The sequence below is a fragment of the Nitrosospira sp. CT genome (assembly GCF_059489795.1).
Map to the genome: position 1 here is coordinate 22,908 of NZ_JCAHZJ010000003.1, position 19,608 is coordinate 42,515.

A 19,608-nucleotide genomic window follows, 5' to 3' on the forward strand; every position below is an offset into this window, starting at 1 on the left:
AACGGACTTTGCAGGTTAGAGGGTGATATGCGAAGCGTGCGCAACGGTAGACATATCCTTGTCGCCACGCCCCGACAAGTTCACCAGCAACAGCTTATCAGGAGTGAGCGCAGATGCGAGCTGGGCTGCATAAGCCAGTGCATGGCTGGATTCGAGCGCCGGAATGATCCCTTCGTAATGGCACAGTGCATGGAATGCTTCCAGAGCCTGCTCATCGGTTATTCCGATATATTCAGCACGGCCGCTGTCCTTGAGCCAGGCATGCTCCGGCCCTACGCCAGGATAATCCAGGCCTGCCGAAATGGAATGTGTTTCAACGATCTGCCCATTCTCGTCCTGTATCAGGTAAGTACGATTGCCGTGCAACACGCCAGGCCGTCCCTTCGTCAGGGTGGCGGCATGCTGATCCGTCTCCACTCCATGTCCCGCCGCTTCCACTCCGATCATCCGGGTGCTGCTGTCAAGATAGGGATAAAAAAGCCCAATGGCATTTGAGCCGCCACCTACGCAGGCGATCAGGGCATCGGGCTGCCGTCCATAATCCTCCTGCATCTGGATTATTGCCTCGCGCCCGATAATCGCCTGGAAATCACGTACCATCATGGGATAGGGATGAGGTCCAGCCACAGTACCGATGATGTAAAAAGTATCTGCAACATTGGTCACCCAGTCGCGCATGGCCTCGTTCAAGGCATCCTTCAGCGTGCGTGAACCGGATTCGACCGGTATGACATCCGCACCCAGAAGCTTCATCCGGTAAACATTGGCGGCCTGGCGCTCCACATCGACCGAGCCCATGTAGATGACACACTCCATCCCATAACGCGCTGCGACCGTGGCCGTCGCAACACCATGCTGGCCTGCACCGGTCTCGGCTATTACCCGTGATTTGCCCATTCGCCTGGCCAGTAGCGCCTGTCCCATCGCATTATTGATTTTGTGTGCACCCGTATGGTTCAGGTCTTCGCGCTTGAGCAGGATCTGGGCGCCCCCCAGATGCGCCGACCACCGTTTTGCATGATAAATGGGAGTGGGGCGTCCCACATAATGCTTGAGTTCATGGGCGAATTCCTCCTGAAAGTCAGCATCGCTGCGATAGCGCTCGTACTGTATGCGCAAATCCTCCAGGGCCGAGATCAGCGTTTCCGCGACAAAGATACCGCCGTACGGACCAAAGTGACCGTGACTATCCGGAAGATCATAGACTTTCACTGATTCCAACTCCTCGCATGAATGCTGCAATTTTTTCCGAATCCTTAATGCCTTTCGCGGCTTCCACGCCACTGGACACATCTACTGCCCATGGACGGGCCTGCTGGATCGCGCTCGTAATATTGCCTGCGTGTAATCCCCCCGAAAGAATCAGCGGCAGCGGCAGATTGCGCGGAATCAGGTTCCAGTCGAACGCCTCTCCGGTCCCCCCGGGTTCGCCTTCCACATACGTATCCAGCAGCAAACCGATAGCTCCTGCATAAAGGGATGCGTATTGTAGCAAATCCAGCCCCGCCCTGACTCTTACCGCCTTTATATAGGGAAGTGAAAATTGCCGGCAGAACTCGGGGCTTTCGCTGCCGTGAAATTGCAGCAGGTTCACCCCAGCAACCGAGATGCTTTCGTCCACCCACCCTGCCTCAGGGTCGACATAGACACCCACTGAAGTAACGAATGGCGGTAACGCGGACACGATTCCGCGGACTCCGGCCGGTGAAATATAACGCGCGCTCCGCTCCCAGAAGACAAAGCCCACAGCATTCGCTCCGAGATGCACTGCCGCAAGCGCATCTTCCACTCGGGTTATACCGCAAACTTTTACTCGAATCGACATATATCCCTGACTTCCGGTTTTGCTGCCGAAACCCGGTTTCCGCCACTCGTCGCCTATGATGTGACGACAGCCGGCCTGGTCGTGCCCGGCACTATTGCGGCAAGAGAGGGTTCGACAAAAGGCGGGAGCTTCCACCTCGTGTCATAGGCAACTCCTGCCAAGTATAACCCGGAAGCGGAAAAAGTCGGCGCAGCTTCGCTGCGCTTCCCGTTTTCAAGCAGTTTCCCTATCCAGTCAGGACGAAACTTACCTTTGCCCACATAGATCAGGCAACCGACGATATTACGTACCATGTGGTGCAGAAATGCATTGGCGCGCAGCTCAAACACAACAATGTTTCCCACTCGCGTAACTTCCAGTCTTGTCACGGTGCGCACGGGGGATTTGGCTTGGCATTCAGCAGCGCGAAAGGCGCTGAAATCGTGTTCGCCCAGCATCATCTGAGCCGCCGTTTGCATCGATTCGAGATGGAGCGGCTGATGAAACCAGCCGACTTTGTGTTGATGAAGTCCCGGCCGCACCGGATGGTTCAGCAACAGATAGAGGTAGCAGCGCTCGATCGCACAGTAGCGGGCATGAAAATCATCCGCCGTTCGGGAGGCCCATAGCATGGCAATGCCGTCGGGCAGCAGTGCGTTTGTACCCCGCACCCACGCACTCATGGGTCGTTCCGCCCGAGTATCGAAATGCAGCACCTGGTAGATAGCATGGACTCCTGCATCAGTTCTCCCTGCCGTGACTACTCGAACGGGCTCGCCCGCAATTTCCGATAAGGCCGCTTCCACAGCATCCTGCACGGTATTTCCCCCTGGCTGGCTTTGCCAGCCGCAGAAATTGCTGCCGTCATACTCCAACACCATTGCGATTCTCACGGTAAAGCTACCATCGTGATTTTGGTGATACTTGTACCGGACCTGCCCAGGGAATTTTTAAACACGTTTCGGGAAACGGAAGTAGTGACGTATAAACAGACGCTTTCCAGCGCAACAGTAAAGTGCTGATTGACTAGTTCGCCATCGACCATCGCTTCCCCACAAGATTCCTGCAGGGATCTTACGCTTTCCTGCTACAAAACGAGTGCCCACGGCAATGGCCCCCATTCTTTCTCCCTTTCTTCTGTTTTGGAAGACCGTTTTTTTTGCCACTCGTCCGTATGCACCCTCACTTCCTGATCGGCTTCCACTATTGATATCGTATTGATTTCACTGTTATCAGGTATTCTCAGCACGAACCCGGCCTTGAGTTGATGCATGTTGTTGTCAGAAAATGCCTCGCGGTTTGCGTGAAACAGTGCAACCAGCGCCTGATTGAAGCTTGCTTCAGGAGGAAGCGTGATATTTTTTACGATTCCTGACAGCGTATCGCCTGATTTTACGGGGCCATAGGTCCGATAGGACGGGTTTGACACAGTTGCTCCTGGAAGGAGCCTGGCTTGTCCTGACGAGACGCTATCGTGCGCTATGGCTGGATCTGTTTTACCATCTGCAGGGTAGCAATGCAATGCCGGCTGAGCTGACTCATTTTCCCGGGACGATGCACCTGTTTCGGCAAGGGGTAGCAGGGCTGTATATTCACGCAACAAACGCCCCGATGCCCAGTTCAGCTCAATCAGGATATTCAGGAACGGCTCGTCAACGGGTTGCGGAGAAACAATCCGGATATAAGGCTGACCATCTGGATGGATTTCAATGGTGGTTCTAAACGTGGATAAAAGCGGAGAATAATCGACATTTACCTTGCGGAAGACATCATGTGATGCAAGGTGAGCATTCAGGGAAGATTTCTCTTCTGTTGTTACCGTCACCAGATCGATTTCTGCCTTGAACGGCTGCCCTTGCACAGAATTGACAGTGAGCCTTCCCAGACCTGCTGCATGACTGGCTTCCACCGACATCACAGCGGCCAGAAATGAAAAAAACAGACTGCACTTAAACCTCGGCTTCTGCACGGCAATATACTCTCTGGGAGGAATGCCCTATCCCTTGACGAAGATCGGGAGCCCGATCAGACCTGGGCTGCAGGCATGCAAGACGTGCAGCCGGGTTTCGTTCAAGAAGAAAGCGGGCTGCCATCGAACGATAGGACCATCTCAATCGGGCGACTGCAAAAAAATGAGTCTCGAAAAGGCGCAGGGGAAGCTCCAGAAGATGGAAACCAGGCAGCACGATGTCTTGGTCGATCGTGCGCCTTTGCCGCTTCTATCGGTTCTCAGGCCGCCACCAGGATTCTGAGCATTCTGCGCAGCGGCTCGGCAGCACCCCAGAGCAACTGGTCTCCCACAGTGAATGCAGAAAGATACTCGCCGCCCATGGCAAGCTTGCGCAATCGGCCAACCGGTATTGTCAGCTTGCCGGTAACCGCAGCAGGAGTCAACTCTTTCAATGTATGCTCCCGCTCATTGGGAACGACCCTTACCCAACTGTTCGAAGCGGCAAGCACGTCTTCAACTTCATCCAGAGGAACATCCTTCTTCAGCTTCACGGTCAGCGCCTGGCTATGGCACCGCATGGCGCCTACACGAACACAGATACCATCCACGGGAACCGTTCGTTCACCACGCCCCAGTATCTTGTTCGTCTCGGATTGTCCCTTCCATTCTTCCCGTGTCTGCCCATTGCCCAAATCCCTGTCTATCCAGGGGATAAGACTTCCTGCAAGCGGCACACCGAAATTCTCGGTTGGAAAATTTTCATCACGAAGTGTTCCCGCCACCTCACGGTCGATATCGAGTATGCCGGCCGCAGGGTCATCCAGCAGATTTTTCGCCACACGATGCGCTTCGCCCATTTGCAGAAGCAATTCCCGCATATTCTGCGCGCCGGCCCCGGAAGCTGCCTGATAAGTCATGGCGCTCATCCACTCCACCAGTTCTTCTTTGAAGAGCCCGTTCATGGCCATCAGCATCAGGCTGACAGTGCAATTGCCCCCGATATAGTTTTTTATCCCATCGTGCAGCGCCTGCTCGATAACCGGCATGTTGACCGGGTCCAGTATGATGACAGCATCATCTTTCATCCGCAGCGTGGAGGCTGCATCGATCCAGTAACCCTGCCAGCCAGCTTCCCGCAGCCGGGGAAAAACCGCGCCGGTATAATCTCCTCCCTGGCAGGAAACCAGAACATCCATTGACCTGAGTTCGTCTATATCATTCGCGTCCTTCAGGGGCGGAGCCTCCTGGCCGATATCCGGTGCTTTGCCGCCCTTCTGCGAAGTGGAAAAGAAAGTTGGTTCCACCAATGCAAAATCATTTTCTTCCCGCATGCGTTGCATGAGAACCGACCCTACCATGCCCCGCCAACCGATAAAACCGACTCGTTTCATTGATATCTCTCTTTTGGAAGAAATCTCCTGGTTTGATTCAACCGCAGGATGTGAAGTGCTGTATCTACAAACTTGCCAGAACCGCATCACCCATTGCTGCGGTTCCGGTTCTCATCTTTCCTGGCTCGTAAATATCCGCAGTCCGATATCCATCAGCCAGCACCTTTTTCACTGCCCGTTCGATTCGGGATGCCTCCTCCTCCAGATCGAAGGTATAGCGCAACATCATCGCGACCGAGAGTACGGTTGCCAGAGGATTCGCCACGTCCTTGCCGGCGATATCGGGAGCGGAACCATGTATGGGTTCGTAAAGCCCCTTGTTCCGCTCATCGAGCGATGCCGAAGGCAGCATGCCTATCGAGCCGGTCAGCATGGATGCCTCATCCGACAGAATGTCACCGAACATGTTGCCTGTCACAACCACGTCGAACTGCCGGGGATTGCGTACAAGCTGCATGGCCGCATTGTCCACCAGCATGTGCGAAAGCTCCACCTCGGGATATTCACCCGCCGTTTCGGTCACCACGTCGCGCCACAGCTGGGTTGATTCCAGTACGTTCATCTTGTCTACAGAGCACAGCCTGCGACTACGCTTGCGCGCTGCCTGGAAAGCCACTCGCGCTATTCTCCGGATCTCTGCTTCGCTGTAAATCATGGTATTGTAGCCGATGCGCTGACCATCCCGTAATTCAATACCACGCGGCTCGCCAAAGTAAATATCCCCGGTCAACTCGCGCACGATCAGGATATCGAGTCCGGACACCACCTCGGGCTTCAGCGTGGAAGCATCGGCAAGTTCAGGATAAAGTACCGCGGGCCGGAGATTGGCAAACAGGTTCAAGGCCTTCCTTATCCCAAGAAGGCCTTGCTCCGGCCTGAGTTGCCGGGGCAGCGCGTCATACCGGGGACCGCCCACTGCCCCCAGGATTACGGCATCTGCCTCATTCACCAATCTGCGCGTTGCTTCGGGAAAAGGCTCGCCCGCTGCATCTACCGCGCACCCGCCCAGCAACCCCTGTTCCAGTTCCAGCTTCAATCCATCGCTTCTCAGCGTTTCCAGCACGCGCACTGCCTGCGCGACAATTTCCGGACCGATACCATCTCCGGCCAGAATTGCTATTTTCATAAAATCCTTTTAAAGGGGAAAGTCTGTCAGGCGAACAGCCACGGCTGTTCTACGCGGCGTCTTTCTTCGAACGCCCGGATTTTGTCCGCATGCTGCAACGTGAGGCCGATTTCGTCCAGACCATTCAGAAGACTATGCTTGCGGAAAGAATCGATATCGAAAGAGAAAGATTCTCCGGCGGGAGTAGTTACCGATTGCTGCTCCAGATTGACGAGCAATCGGTACCCTTCGGTGGCCTCGACCTCGCGGAACAGTTGATCCACCTGTGAGGTGTCGAGCACGATGGGAAGCAAACCTATTTTGAAGCAGTTGTTGAAAAAAATATCGGCAAAACTGGGGGCAATGATTACCTCAAAGCCGTAATCCTGCAATGCCCAGGGAGCATGTTCCCGGCTGGATCCGCAACCGAAATTGGCGCGTGCAAGAAGTATCCGGGCACCGCGGTAACGCGGCAGGTTAAGCACAAAGTTGGGGTTGAGTTTACGAGTGGCAGGGTCGATGCCTGGCTCGCCATGATCCAGGTACCGCCATTCATCAAAGAGGTTCTGTCCGAAACCGGATCTCTTGATGGATTTCAGAAACTGTTTGGGAATGATGGCGTCGGTGTCGACGTTGGCCCGATCCAGCGGCGCCACCAACCCCTCGCATGAATGAAACTTTTTCACTGCTGATTCCCGTTTTGCAATTATTTTGCAGATTTTTCCAGCGCTTCTCCGCCGCTTTGAACGTCTTTACCCACGCCCTGAATGGTGTGGCAGGCAGACAGACCAAAAGCAGTAATCAAGGCAGCTATTACTGTCAGCATTCTCATCACAATTCTCGGTAGTATAAAAAACCGCTATGGCTATGGTTGTACTGGAATTCTAATATATTTCCCTTACATCCACAAAATGTCCCGCGACTGCGGCCGCGGCTGCCATTGCAGGACTCATCAGGTGAGTACGTCCCGCCGGACCCTGCCTGCCCTCAAAGTTACGATTGGAAGTGGAAGCGCAGCGCTCGCCGGGCTCCAGCCTGTCGTCATTCATTGCAAGACACATCGAACAACCCGGTTCGCGCCATTCAAACCCCGCATCGCGGAATATCCTGTCGAGCCCCTCCTGCTCTGCCTGATGCTTGACCAGGCCGGATCCCGGCACGACCATCGCAAGCTTGATGCTCTTTGCAATACGACGGCCCCTTACCACCTCGGCGGCGGCCCGCAAATCCTCTATGCGCGCATTCGTGCAGGAGCCGATGAATATCTTGTCGGGGCGGATTTCACTGATCGGGGTGTTGGGAGCCAGCGCCATATATTTGAGCGCTCGCTCCATATCGTGACGCTTCACCGCGTCTGCGATTTCTGCCGGATCAGGCACCTTTCCATCCACTGTCGTAACCATTTCCGGAGAAGTTCCCCAGGTTACCTGCGGCTTGATCGAGGTTGCGTCCAGTTGAACAACCTTATCGAAATTCGCACTCTCGTCACTCTTCAGGGTACGCCAGTAGGCAACCGCTTTTTCCCACAGATCGCCTTTAGGTGCAAAGGGACGGCCCAGGAGATATTCAATGGTGACATCATCCACTGCCACCATTCCCGCACGCGCACCCGCCTCGATCGCCATATTGCAGAGTGTCATGCGCCCTTCCATCGATAGCCCACGGATCGCGCTGCCGGCAAACTCGATCGCATAGCCTGTACCTCCGGCAGTACCGATCCTGCCGACAACGGCAAGCGCTACGTCCTTGGCGGTAATGCCATGGCCCAAGTTGCCCTCTACCACGATCTGCATCGTTTTTGACTTCTTCGCCAGCAAGCACTGTGTCGCCAGCACATGCTCCACCTCCGAAGTACCTATGCCAAAAGCAAGACAGGCAAAAGCGCCATGCGTGCTGGTATGCGAGTCGCCACAAACCACTGTCATCCCTGGCAAGGTGGCACCCTGCTCCGGTCCGATGACATGCACGATACCCTGGCGCCGATCGTTCATCCTGAATTCGGTAATACCCAATTCCTCGCAATTCTGATCGAGCGTTTCCACTTGCAGGCGAGATACCGGATCGCTGATGCCATGATCCCGCCCGGTGGTCGGCACATTGTGGTCTGCTACCGCCAGAATGGAATTGAGGCGCCACGGCTTGCGTCCCGCCAGCTTCAACCCTTCGAACGCCTGGGGGCTGGTCACCTCGTGTACGAGGTGGCGATCGATATATAGCAGCGCCATGCCTTCCGGATCATCGGATTCTTCGTGCACCACATGGCTTTGCCAGAGTTTGTCGTATAACGTTTGCATTTTTGTGGAAATGGGAATAACGGCTTCAAATCTCAATATTTCATTATCCCATAATGAAATATCAAGGAACAGCAAGAGTGAGGCAATTGTCACGCGGACCGGTCGATGTCCATCTTCCAGACTACCAGCCCCAGGCCGAGCAACACGGCCATCGCACTGATCGTAAAAGTGAGCCCTGCCCCCAGCCAATCCCACGAGTAACCGCTGAATATGCCGCCAATGGTGCCACCGAGCCCGAATGTAAGGCTGGTGTAGAGGGCTTGCCCTTTCGCCTGGTGGCGCCCACCGAAGAGCCGGTGCACCACCATCATGGCCGTGGCGTGATGCGCCCCGTAGGTTGCGGCATGCAGCACCTGTGCGGACAATATGACAAACGGCCATTCCACGCCCCAGCCTATCATCAGGAAGCGTGCTACGGCACAGCCGAAACTGAACACCATGATCTGTTTCATGCGGAATCGGCGCATCAACTGCGGCATCAGGAAAAATATGCCGATCTCACAGATAACCCCTGTGGCCCACAGCCAGCCTACGAGACTTTTGCTGTATCCGTACTCGACAAGATAAATCGAGTAAAAGGTGTAGTAGGGGCCATGCGCAAACACCATCAACAGGCACGCCGCAAAAAAAGCCAGTACTTCCGGCCGTCGGAATATTTGTGGAATGGAATGCTCGGTGGCAGGATGCGTTACTGTCCCGACTTCAGGAATGAGGCGTGAAAAAAAGACAATACCGAGCTTGAAGCCAAGGACGGCCCATAGCAGCGAGCTGATGCTGGTTACATCCAGCAGATAACCGACGCCGGTTACCGCCAGAATGAATCCTACCGAGCCCCAGACCCGGATGAGTCCGTATTTTGTGATGCTTTCTCCAAGATATGAAAGCGTCGTAGCTTCGATCAACGGCAGGGAGGCGCTCCAGAAAAAACTCATCAGCGCCATGACCACAAACAGCCAGCCATAGGACTCGCCGAGAAAAACGCCGCAGTAGCTGACCAAGCCTGCAATTGCAGCCGATCGTACAATGAGCATGCGCTTGCCGATGTGATCTGCAAGCCAGCCCCACGCAGCCGGGGCAAAGATGCGAGTGACATGCAGCAGGGACATGAGGACGCCGATCTGAAAGGAAGCGAAGGAAAGGGATTTGAGGTAAAGAGTCCAGTAAGGAGCAAAGGCGCCAATAAAGGCAAAATGGAAGAAATAGAAGCCGGAAAGACGCCAATAGGGAATGGATTGCATTTATGCGAGTTTACAGGCTATTTGACAGATCATTTAACCAGCCTGTAACGCGTATGCGGTTTAAAGCACGAGTTCTGCGCCTGGTACCCGCGTGTGGAAGGTCGAGCAGTTTTGCAACCCATAAAACAAGGGGTGCAGGATAATCCTGCACCCCTTGTTCACCTGACACTACCTAATAGTCTTTACTTGTGCGTGTGAAAGGTATCGTCGGTTTTATCTTTCACGTGGTCAGCGCCGACCGGTGCAACCGGAATGATCCTTTCATTGTTTCGATGGGCAGAGGTCGTATAGTCTTTCTTGGATGTGGTTTCGTAGCTTGTATCCATGTAAGACTTCGTTCCATAGTAGGAATTGATGGTGTTCTGCCAGGATGGATCCGCCATGTCCGGCCAGTCATCCTTATCGAATCCCGGCGCGGAGTCGAGGCGGTCCTTCTCCACATTGAGGATGAAGCGCTTGTTCTCCGTATCGAGTGTCAGCGCGCTCCAGGGCACGGCGAAGAGCTTATCTCCCATTCCCAGAAATCCGCCGAAAGACAGCACGGCATAAGCGATTTTGCCGTTGTTCATGTCGAGCATGATTTCCTTGATGTCGCCAAGATCTTCGTCCTTGGTGTTGTATACATCCTCGCCAATAAGGGTATCCGCTCCCATCAGACGGGGCCCGGGTCCCTTCCCTTCCTCCTTACCATACTTCTTGTACATGCCGTAGGTATCGCGATCTGTATAAGCCATGATTATCTCCTATGAAAGTATGAAATTAGTAAATTCTTAAAGGCTACTGCTTGAACTTCCTGTAAGAACTTCTCTTCATTCACCCTCACCGCTTCGATCCGGATTCTGCCGCTTTCTGCCAGTGTGCCGGTCCTTCCTCGAAGCGCTTCAGACATGTACAGGATGCTCCAACCGGGAAAGAGGGTCAGTACGGTATCGAACAAAAACAGACTTTTCCCACATATCGCACGTAATTCACCTCATTCAGAACTTATATGTCTGAAAGCGTACAGAATGCACCCTCTCTCTTTAGGGAAAATTTGCAACAGGAACCAGTCGTCGATAAGGGATAAGGAATGAAGGAATGCAGAAATTGGCCTGTTCATATGAAAGCATACGAAAGGAAAGATATCCCTTCCAATCGAAATGAGTATCGTCACGATAGATAAATAATCATGCTGAAAACACTCGATCGACCTGTCGTATTGTCGCCATTGCCGACATGGCTTCAACGATATCGTGAAATTCGCAGGCAGACGTTGAAACTCGTTGAAACGCTTGGGCCGGATGATCAGATGGTCCAGTCCATGGCCGACGCGAGCCCGTCCAAATGGCATCTCGCCCACACCACGTGGTTCTTCGAGGAATTCATCCTCGCGCAGCATTTTCAGGGTTACGCCCGCTTCGATGATCGATTCAGCTTCCTCTTCAACTCCTACTACAAACGACTGGGAGGGCATCCCCATCGCTCTATTCGGGGTACGTTTTCCCGTCCCACTCTCGACCAGATTCGCCTTTACCGTGCCTACGTAGACAATGCCATGGAGAAATTTCTTGCAAGTGAAGCTTCAGAGGAAGTTTTACGATTGCTCGAACTGGGATTGAATCATGAGCAGCAACACCAGGAATTGATCGTCACGGATATCAAACACGCCTTCTGGACCAATCCCCTGCGGCCCAGTTACCTGGGGGAGCAAATGCGTACTGTCGCAACGACTGCGACAGCCGCTGCGCCATTGAAATGGTGTCGTTTTGAAGAAGGCATCTACCAGGTAGGGCACGATACAGAAGGTTTTGCCTTTGATAACGAATTACCCCGGCATCTCACCTACTTGAGCGCCTTTCGCATTGCCTCCCGCCTTGTAACGAACGAGGAATACCTGGAATTCATGGTCGACGGAGGTTATCGGCGGGCGGAATTATGGCTGTCGGATGCCTGGGACCATGTTTGCGAGAATCAATGGACGGCGCCACTCTATTGGGAACAGACCGGGGATGGATGGACTCAATTTACCTGCCGCGGAAGCGTGCCGGTCAACCCAAGTGAACCGGTATGCCACGTAAGCTTCTATGAAGCGGATGCTTTTGCGCGCTGGACGGGTGCCCGCCTGCCGACGGAATCCGAATGGGAGGTTGCTGCACGGTCGAACAGATGTTCTGACAACAATTCTCCAAATCTGCTTGAAAGCGGAATTTTTCATCCCGCGCCAGCCGTTTATTGGGCATCTCAACAGACAAGCATCCAACAGATGCTGGGTGATGTGTGGGAGTGGACCTCAAGTCCTTATTCCGCCTATGCCGGTTACCGTCCGCCAGCAGGGGCAGAAGGTGAATATAACGGGAAATTCATGTGTAACCAGATAGTCCTGCGGGGCGGTTCCTGCGTTACGCCTCGATCTCATATACGAAAGTCATACCGTAATTTCTTTCTGCCACAGAAGCGCTGGCAGTTCTCCGGAATACGCCTGGCTCATGACAGTAACGACAGGATTTCATGATTATTACATCGAAACACCTTCACCGGAAATTTACTCCTGCCCCTCTCCCTTCCATCGCCGAGGATGTGCTGGAAGGCTTTTCTCGCACACCCAAGAGCCTGCCGCCAAAGCTCCTTTATGATGCTGCCGGCTCCGCCTTGTTTGAGCAGATTACCTGTTTGCCGGAATATTATCCTACGAGAACAGAAGCGGGGATATTGACGGCACATGCGGAGGAGATATGCAGCCATCTTCGCTGCAATGTCTCTGTCAGCGAGCTTGGCGCAGGAACCGCAACCAAGACCCGCATTCTGTTGCGTTCTCTCGTGCAGCGGCAATTCGGCGTGAATTACTTTCCGCTCGATGTCTCCGATGCGGCCTTGAAGTTAGCCAAGGATGAGGTGGAAAGCGAATTGGGCACGGTGAAAGTTCACCCTCAGGTGGGCGATTTCGACAACCTGACATTTCTTGAACATCAGACCCCGCCACGCCTTGTTCTTTATATTGGCTCCAGTATCGGGAACCTGGAAAACGATGAAGCGATAGCCTTGCTGCAGAACATTGCTCGGAATTTGTCCACCGGAGATAGGTTGCTTCTTGGCGCAGATCTCGTGAAGGATGCCGAAGTCATGCATGCGGCGTATGACGATGACGCGGGAGTGACCGCTTCATTCAATAAAAACCTTCTTGTACGGATCAACCGGGAACTGGGGGGGCACTTCGACCCCGAATCGTTTTGCCATATCTCATTCTGGAATGAGGCAGAATCGCGCATCGAACTGCATCTTGAAAGCGCCTGTCGGCAATCAGTAAGAATTGATGCACTTGATATGACATTGCAGTTCGATCAGGGTGAGCGGATTCACACGGAAAACAGTTACAAATACACCGTTGAGCATCTCGAAAACCTGCTCCGATCCAGCGGCTTCCGGGTCGAGCATACCTGGACAGATCCTGATTCCTGGTTTGCGGTCAGCCTTGGCGTGATAACATAAAAACTGCTCAGATTTCTGATCCGATTGGTGTGATTTCGATTCCGGCACGATTTCCATTTCCGAGTTGCAACTCGCAGCACTCGGGCAACCCGTCCATTCGCTGTATCAGTATCAAAGACGGGCCAAACAGTAAAATCACGGGAAGACAAATGCGTTCAAATAAAAAATCTGCGCCGGGGAATCGAGAATGAGGAGTATAAATGTTTGAGTGGCTGACAAGCCCGGAAGCATGGGTTGCATTGGTAACGTTGACGACGTTGGAAATCGTTCTGGGTATCGACAACATTATCTTCATCTCAATACTGGTAGGACGTCTTCCCGAAGCCCAGCGAAATTTTGCCAGAAGGATGGGCCTGGGTCTCGCGATGCTGAGCCGGCTTGCGCTATTGTTCTCGATCTCCTGGGTAATGAGCTTGACCAAACCCTGGTTTGCAATTTTCGGCAATTCCATTTCAGGGCGCGATGTTGTCCTGATCGGGGGAGGACTGTTTCTCCTGTTCAAGGCAACCCATGAAATACATAACAGTCTGGAAGGTACGGACAATAGCAGCAAGAACATCTCCGTCACGAGCGTAGGCATGGTCCTGCTACAGGTTGCCATCCTTGATATTGTGTTCTCGCTGGATTCTGTCATAACGGCTGTCGGCCTGGTCGACCACATTACATTGATGGCTATTGCCATTATTCTCGCAGTTCTGGTCATGCTACTGGCAGCCAAACCAATAGGAGATTTTGTAGAGAAGCATCCAACAATCAAAATCCTTGCCCTTTCCTTCCTGATACTGGTCGGCGTTACCCTCATCGTCGAGGGTTTCGACGTCCATGTTCCGAAAGGCTACATCTACTTCGCAATGGCATTCTCGGTCACTGTGGAATTTCTCAACCTTCGACTGCGCAAGAAAACGGTGGAGCCGGTCAGGTTGCACCGGCACATAGACAACGTCGATTGAGGGCAGGACTTGGCCTTCCGCCAGCATACCAGCTGAATCTTCATGCGCATGCTTGACTGGCAAAACGGCCAGCCATATTCCGCCCGCTTCGGTGACGTCTATTTCTCAAGATACTCGGGACCGGAAGAAAAACAGTACGTCTTCCTGCAAGGCAATCGGCTGCCTGAGCGTTTCACCTTGTTGCCGAAGGGCAGCGCCCTTTCCATTGGAGAAACGGGATTTGGCACAGGACTGAGCTTTTTGTGCGCCTGGCAGCTATTCGATAAAGTTGCACCCCTTCGGACCAGCCTTGATTTCTTCAGTGTTGAAAAATATCCGCTCGATGAAGAAGAACTGAGCGCAGGGCTCGCGCTTTGGCCCGAACTGCGCCCATACGCCGATGAACTCATGCTGCGCTGGCGGCGGCGCGTACCCGGATGGAATCGATGGAGTTTTGCCGGGGGAAGAGTACGTCTCACGCTGGTAATAGATGACGTAGCCAAGGCGCTGCCTGAAACGCATGGCATCGATGCGTGGTTTCTTGACGGCTTTTCACCCGCGCGAAATCCAGAAATGTGGACACAGCAGATTTTCCACTGGATTATGTGCGCGTCGCGAGCAGGCGCAACCTTTGCGACCTATACCTGTGCCGGTGTTGTGCGTCGCGGTTTGGAGCAAGCAGGGTTTCAGGTCAGAAAAATATCCGGCTTTGGCCGTAAGCGTGAAATGCTGCAAGGCGAGCTTCCTGGCGCACCTCCCGTTCGACCTGCTCCCTCCACCGCGATCGTTATCGGAGGGGGAGTAGCGGGATGTACCGCTGCCTCGGCGCTGGCCAACCGTGGACTTGTAGTTGAACTTCTGGAATCACAGACCCTTGGCGCGGGTGCATCAGGCAATCCAATTGGCATATTGCATGCCCGCCTGAGTGCAGGAATGAATGTCCTGCACCGCTTTGTGCTGGCATCCTACGGACATGCGCTCACCTTGCTTGACGAAAAACTACCCGTTGATGATGTCATGCGAAGTGAATGCGGAGAGCTGCAGTTGTCCTTCTCCGCCGAAGAAGCAAGACGGATCGAGAAGCTTGCGGCCCTCGACTGGCCCTCGCATGTATTCCGACCGGTAGATGCGGTTGAAGCATCGGCCCTAGCGGGAATTGAGCTTTCATACGGCGGCCTCTGGTTCCCCGGTAGCGGCTGGCTTGCTCCGCCTCAACTTTGTGCAGCATTGCTTGGCAGTCAGGCTATCACCCTGTATACCGGTCGCACAGTAAAATCACTTACCCCAACAAGTCACGGCTGGCGTGTGCAGGCAGAAGATCGGAGGAAGCAAGCGTGGTCCCTGGAGGCCGAGATAGTTGTTGTTTGCACCGGGTACCAGGTGAAATCGCTTCCAGCGTTGGCAAACTTGCCGCTAACCCCGGTACGGGGGCAGCTTACCTTGATTCCTGCAACACCCGCAAGCCAGAATCTCCGCACCATCGTATGCGGCAGCGGCTATCTCGCCCCTGCTGTTGCAGGACGGCATGTGGTGGGAGCAACCCATCGTTTCAACGATACATCGATTAACTTGAATGTATCGGAGCATGCCGAAAACTTATCCAGGCTGCGCGAAATTTCTCCCGTGCTCCACAGGCTGAGTGACGATGTAACTCAAGATACCAGGCAGCTTGAGCAACTGGATGGGCGCGCCTCTATCAGGGGGTCTGTTCCAGGCGCCATGCCGCTCGTCGGCGAACTTTTGCCCGGACTGTATACCAGCCTCGGTCATGGAACGCGTGGGCTGATTACCGCTGGACTTTCGGCCGAATCGGTTGCGGCAACCGCGTGCGGACAATTGCTGCCGTTGCCACTGTCTGTTGTCAATGCGCTCTCGCCTGCCCGGAGAATTTCTCCCACTGCTCCGGTTTCAGTCAAGGAATAGGGTGTACTAGAGTCCAATGGGCAACGTGGTTGAAAACCAGTAGAATACGTGCATCTCTCTGGGATGATTCCCTTTACATCCCTCTTGACGTAGTTTGCTCTGGACAGGAAACCGATCCATCCCAGGCTGTTCTATCCGTTGGCAGAGAGAGCAAGTTTTGAACGCTGGCAGGAACGCTCTTACAGAGGAGTCTTATGAACGCAAAACCCAAGCCCGAGCCGCTAAGAGGCCCGAAGCCCAATCCTCAGACGACGCAGTCACCCATACCGATCAGCTGCTGGACGAGCGCTGCCATCGGCATTACTACCTACATATTCGAAGAATCGGAGGAAGCTCTGCGTCAATCCGGCCTGGTACCCGATTGGCTCGGTTATCCTGCGGATCCGGGTCACGGTGTGGCTGTGCCTGCTCATCCCGACTTCCCTAACTACCTGAAGCTCCTGAGGCTGAAAAGCGGCCAGTTACGTCTCATAATCGACGTCCGTGCCGTATTGAAAGCAGACGGTCAATTTCAGCGTTTTCTCGGCGGTCTGACAGCCGACATCAATCTTTCCCTCGTCAGAAGGGAATCTGCCTGATCAAAGAGCGGATTTGCGTGGCAAGCGATTCCTTGATCCGCTCTTCAATATCAGATAAATGATGACGCTCCTATACATCCAAAAATAGGAGCAGTGAACTCGTATCGCCCTGGTAATGCTGGCCGCATGGAGATTTCCGACCAGTAAACCGGACTTGCCCTTAACGAAGAGGGATTAATAGCCTCCCGACCCCGAGCTCTGACCTGAAGTGCTTGATCCTTGAGAGGAACTGGACCCCATACCCGTTGCGCGGCCGGTTGACTTGGACCCCTGGCCCCTGGTGTAGCCTTGAGAGCGCCAATAGTCACTAGCTTGGTCTTTCCCGTAAACGTAGCTATCCTCGTCAGAGGTTGTACTACCTTGACCCTTTTGCTTGCTCGCTGAACCTGCCTTGCCAGAGGAGGATTGTCCTGCTTTTGATTTGTTCTGGTCAGAGTCACCTTGGGCTTGAGCAACGGCAACTGAGCCGAACATTATGCCGGTGATCAATGCCAGCGCAGCATGTGTCAAAGTGGAAGCATATTTCTGTTTCATATTGCACCCCGTCTTATTTCAGCAAAATTGCCTGCTTGAATAATAATCCATTCCAGAATCTGTTCCGTACGGTGGCGTACGAAGGGTTTCCATTCCTCTTATCATTGTTATTGTGTTAAGGGGTCTCGCTATCTATTTTTAATTGGCACATCCTCTTCAGCAATAATTGAGCACGTAACGCACAAGTTACTCAAGCGAATTCTTTCGCTATGTAGTCACGAGATCGAGAATATGAGAGGCTGAGCGAGTCAAGAAGGAGACTCGCATGAAGAAGAATTCGAACCCGCTCACCCTCCAGTGGCGTGCGGGTGAACCTTGCCATGGGGATCGATCATCAACCACTCGTAATCCGGCTCACCAATCAGAACTTCCTGAAACGCTTCTCTCATCAAATACTTCATCAGGTTTCGGTCCTCGGGACGTCGTTTCAAAGCACAGGTAACGCGGTCATAAATGCAACGCATCCCTGCCAAACCAGGGGGAAAGCCCGAGCATGGGTTTGACGCCATGCTCGAACACCACCTGCTTTCATCATAAAGCGTACTAAACCGAGCCCTCTGCACGTCTGTTCACGCGGGGAACCATAAAAATACCCAAAGCACCAATCATGATAAGCGCGAGGACGGTAGGTTCCGGAACTGTACCGCCAGGCAATTGAGCTGGTGTAGGATCAAAATATGTCGGGTTCGTCAACCCCTGGTTACCCACGTTCAGATACCCGGATGCAACAAGATCCGAAGAGGAACTGTTTTTTAACCATTTCATAGTCCAGCTCGCACCCTGCATGTTGAGTTCGTAAGTTTTTCCGTTGACCACAAAATCTTTCACGAAGAAAAACCCATTGAATACGCCGTTCTGGAACTGAATGGAGGGACCCCCTAAAATACCCGCGTCTCCAAATTCAAACTCCAGTGGCTTACTACCAAATTCCATTCCGAAGACAGTACTGCTTGATGCGCTGGCAACGTCTGTGAGTGCAACATTCACGGTACCAGTACCGCTCCCGGGTATGAGATTTTGATCGAATAACACGTTGCCGCTGACGCTGCCGGCGGCACAGCCGCTGCATGTATTGGTTCGTTGCAAGCCCAGGCTGTTAGCCAACCCGCCCGTGGCGAGAATCCCACCGGAGAAATCGGCAGTCATATAAATAGGTGCTGCCTGGGTAGCCGATACAGTTACTGCAAAAATCCCGGATACAATTGTGCTGTGAAGAAATTTATTCATACTCCCCCCTGAATATTAAAAAGAAAACAACAGAATCGGGCGCCATCTTACCTAAGGCACGCCATATCGCTATTGGACTTAAGTACATCCTGGACTTTGGTACAGGGGATCAGACGTACATCTCGGCTTTATCAAAGCAGAGCCGGAAGGTGATCAAGGTGTTGACGGAGGTATGCGATTAACTCTCAGAAAAGGGATGGCGGGATAACAGCGCCGTTTGTGGCGCGCTCGATAGAGACGCATTTATCAATGAATACCGGACGGATTCCATATAGCCACTGATAGATCATTCCTTGCGATACGCCAATTCGTTTTGCAAAAGCAGATTAGGTGGTAGTTTTTAGGTATTCATTTAGTTTCATATCAAAATAATAGCTGGGCTAGTTACTAATGTCAATGGCATTGCTTGTTGAACTGTTAATAGCAAAGCTATAAATTAATGCCCATGGCAAAAAGAAAGCAGTTACAGGATTGGCAAATAGAGGACGCGGCGAGGCTCAAGGCAATTTTTGATCGCTATAGTGCTGAGCATCGGATTAGTCAGGAGAAATTTGGAGACAAGTCTGGTATTGGGACTCAGGGAGTGGTATGGCAGTACTTGAGCGGAACGATTCCGTTAAACCATGACGCTCTAACAAAATTCTCCAACGCTTTAGGCGTCCATGCCTCGGCAATCAGTCCCACTTTGTGGAGCCAGATTGATTTTTTCTACACATCTCAAAGGCAAAAAGAAAGAGGAGAAGAAGCAAGGTCTCTGGATCAAGCAGTGCCTATAAAAGCGCAAGAGAAATTACTAAACGTTATTCATGCTATACAACCAGAGGCCAGGGAGGCGCTACTTAAAATAGCCTCCCTCCTTCCCAAGGACGAGGGGAGGATAGGGGGAAGACGGATTGGAGGGGAGCGGCGCCAGCGAGAAAATACGGTAAAGGAGGAGCGTCGTCATATTCCATTAACAAGAAAGGAGGGAAATAATGGATAGACCTTTTACGCTTGTACCAGACTCAATTTCTCATGACACAATCGAAGCTCTGAAGGCTTTGTTGAGATGACCCTACCCCGATAAACCGTACCATTTAAAAGTAGAATTTCCGGCATGATTTTTACCTTTTTGGAAAGGAGTCATGACGTGAAGAAAAGCAAATTTACCGAGCAGCAGATTGCGTTTG

19 protein-coding genes and 1 pseudogene are annotated in these 19,608 nt (G+C 53.0%); 6 read left to right on the plus strand and 14 right to left on the minus strand.

Annotated elements, in window-relative coordinates; genetic code table 11:
- Positions 1 to 15: 15 nt before the first annotated feature.
- The 11 genes from trpB to AC52W5_RS00465 all read right to left on the minus strand — a co-directional run bounded on the left by trpB (position 16) and on the right by AC52W5_RS00465 (position 10,517).
- Positions 16 to 1,212, minus strand: coding sequence for a tryptophan synthase subunit beta (gene trpB / locus AC52W5_RS00415; protein ID WP_074972978.1), 1,197 nt, complete (start codon positions 1,210 to 1,212; stop codon positions 16 to 18).
- Positions 1,199 to 1,825, minus strand: coding sequence for a phosphoribosylanthranilate isomerase (locus AC52W5_RS00420; protein ID WP_495669546.1), 627 nt, complete (start codon positions 1,823 to 1,825; stop codon positions 1,199 to 1,201). Before AC52W5_RS00420 ends, trpB begins: the two co-directional genes overlap by 14 nt.
- A 53-nt stretch (positions 1,826 to 1,878) precedes the next feature.
- Positions 1,879 to 2,697, minus strand: a complete 819-nt coding sequence (gene truA, locus AC52W5_RS00425) for a tRNA pseudouridine(38-40) synthase TruA (RefSeq protein ID WP_495669547.1) — start codon at positions 2,695 to 2,697, stop codon at positions 1,879 to 1,881.
- Positions 2,698 to 2,891: 194 nt separating this feature from the next.
- A complete protein-coding gene (locus tag AC52W5_RS00430; protein WP_495669548.1) occupies positions 2,892 to 3,719 on the minus strand; it encodes a type IV pilus assembly protein FimV in 828 nt (275 codons plus the stop codon).
- Positions 3,720 to 4,033: 314 nt separating this feature from the next.
- Positions 4,034 to 5,146 (minus strand): aspartate-semialdehyde dehydrogenase, encoded by a 1,113-nt coding sequence (gene asd / locus AC52W5_RS00435; RefSeq protein ID WP_495669549.1) that lies wholly within the window; start codon positions 5,144 to 5,146, stop codon positions 4,034 to 4,036.
- A 64-nt stretch (positions 5,147 to 5,210) separates the two neighbouring features.
- A complete protein-coding gene (gene leuB, locus AC52W5_RS00440; protein ID WP_495669550.1) occupies positions 5,211 to 6,272 on the minus strand; it encodes a 3-isopropylmalate dehydrogenase in 1,062 nt (353 codons plus the stop codon).
- A gap of 26 nt (positions 6,273 to 6,298) precedes the next feature.
- Positions 6,299 to 6,937, minus strand: coding sequence for a 3-isopropylmalate dehydratase small subunit (leuD, locus tag AC52W5_RS00445; RefSeq protein WP_495669551.1), 639 nt, complete (start codon positions 6,935 to 6,937; stop codon positions 6,299 to 6,301).
- 20 nt (positions 6,938 to 6,957) lie between these two features.
- Positions 6,958 to 7,083, minus strand: coding sequence for an entericidin A/B family lipoprotein (locus AC52W5_RS00450; protein ID WP_495669552.1), 126 nt, complete (start codon positions 7,081 to 7,083; stop codon positions 6,958 to 6,960).
- A 52-nt stretch (positions 7,084 to 7,135) separates the two neighbouring features.
- On the minus strand, positions 7,136 to 8,545 hold the full coding sequence (gene leuC / locus AC52W5_RS00455; RefSeq protein WP_495669562.1) for a 3-isopropylmalate dehydratase large subunit: 1,410 nt from the start codon (positions 8,543 to 8,545) through the stop codon (positions 7,136 to 7,138).
- 89 nt (positions 8,546 to 8,634) lie between these two features.
- Positions 8,635 to 9,783 carry an MFS transporter gene (locus AC52W5_RS00460; RefSeq protein ID WP_495669553.1) on the minus strand — a complete coding sequence of 383 codons (1,149 nt, stop codon included), beginning with the start codon at positions 9,781 to 9,783 and terminating at the stop codon, positions 8,635 to 8,637.
- 182 nt (positions 9,784 to 9,965) lie between these two features.
- On the minus strand, positions 9,966 to 10,517 hold the full coding sequence (locus tag AC52W5_RS00465; RefSeq protein WP_074972998.1) for a PRC-barrel domain-containing protein: 552 nt from the start codon (positions 10,515 to 10,517) through the stop codon (positions 9,966 to 9,968).
- A 434-nt stretch (positions 10,518 to 10,951) separates the two neighbouring features.
- On the opposite strand from AC52W5_RS00465, the gene egtB reads away from it, so the two are divergent.
- The 5 genes from egtB to AC52W5_RS00490 all read left to right on the plus strand — a co-directional run bounded on the left by egtB (position 10,952) and on the right by AC52W5_RS00490 (position 16,678).
- Positions 10,952 to 12,274: an ergothioneine biosynthesis protein EgtB gene (egtB, locus tag AC52W5_RS00470; protein WP_495669554.1), complete on the plus strand. Its 1,323-nt coding sequence runs from the start codon at positions 10,952 to 10,954 to the stop codon at positions 12,272 to 12,274.
- Entirely contained in the window at positions 12,271 to 13,248 is a 978-nt protein-coding gene (egtD, locus tag AC52W5_RS00475; RefSeq protein WP_495669555.1) for an L-histidine N(alpha)-methyltransferase, read from the plus strand. Before egtB ends, egtD begins: the two co-directional genes overlap by 4 nt.
- A gap of 200 nt (positions 13,249 to 13,448) precedes the next feature.
- The gene (locus AC52W5_RS00480; RefSeq protein ID WP_495669556.1) at positions 13,449 to 14,198 is read left to right on the plus strand and encodes a TerC family protein; all 750 of its coding nucleotides are present in this window, start codon (positions 13,449 to 13,451) and stop codon (positions 14,196 to 14,198) included.
- A 42-nt stretch (positions 14,199 to 14,240) separates the two neighbouring features.
- Entirely contained in the window at positions 14,241 to 16,100 is a 1,860-nt protein-coding gene (gene mnmC, locus AC52W5_RS00485) for a bifunctional tRNA (5-methylaminomethyl-2-thiouridine)(34)-methyltransferase MnmC2/FAD-dependent 5-carboxymethylaminomethyl-2-thiouridine(34) oxidoreductase MnmC1 (protein WP_495669557.1), read from the plus strand.
- 194 nt (positions 16,101 to 16,294) lie between these two features.
- Positions 16,295 to 16,678 (plus strand): hypothetical protein, encoded by a 384-nt coding sequence (locus AC52W5_RS00490; RefSeq protein ID WP_495669558.1) that lies wholly within the window; start codon positions 16,295 to 16,297, stop codon positions 16,676 to 16,678.
- A gap of 821 nt (positions 16,679 to 17,499) precedes the next feature.
- On the opposite strand, the gene AC52W5_RS00495 is transcribed toward AC52W5_RS00490, so the two are convergent.
- The 3 genes and pseudogenes from AC52W5_RS00495 to AC52W5_RS00505 all read right to left on the minus strand — a co-directional run.
- Complete coding sequence (locus tag AC52W5_RS00495) at positions 17,500 to 17,721, minus strand: hypothetical protein (RefSeq protein ID WP_495669559.1); 222 nt, start codon at positions 17,719 to 17,721, stop codon at positions 17,500 to 17,502.
- A 34-nt stretch (positions 17,722 to 17,755) separates the two neighbouring features.
- Positions 17,756 to 18,439, minus strand: a complete 684-nt coding sequence (locus AC52W5_RS00500) for a PEP-CTERM sorting domain-containing protein (RefSeq protein WP_495669560.1) — start codon at positions 18,437 to 18,439, stop codon at positions 17,756 to 17,758.
- 185 nt (positions 18,440 to 18,624) lie between these two features.
- Positions 18,625 to 18,750 (minus strand): annotated as a pseudogene (locus tag AC52W5_RS00505) (hypothetical protein); the annotation flags it as partial.
- A 134-nt stretch (positions 18,751 to 18,884) separates the two neighbouring features.
- Here AC52W5_RS00505 and AC52W5_RS00510 point away from each other — a divergent pair.
- Positions 18,885 to 19,421 (plus strand): hypothetical protein, encoded by a 537-nt coding sequence (locus AC52W5_RS00510; protein WP_495669561.1) that lies wholly within the window; start codon positions 18,885 to 18,887, stop codon positions 19,419 to 19,421.
- Positions 19,422 to 19,608 lie beyond the last annotated feature (187 nt).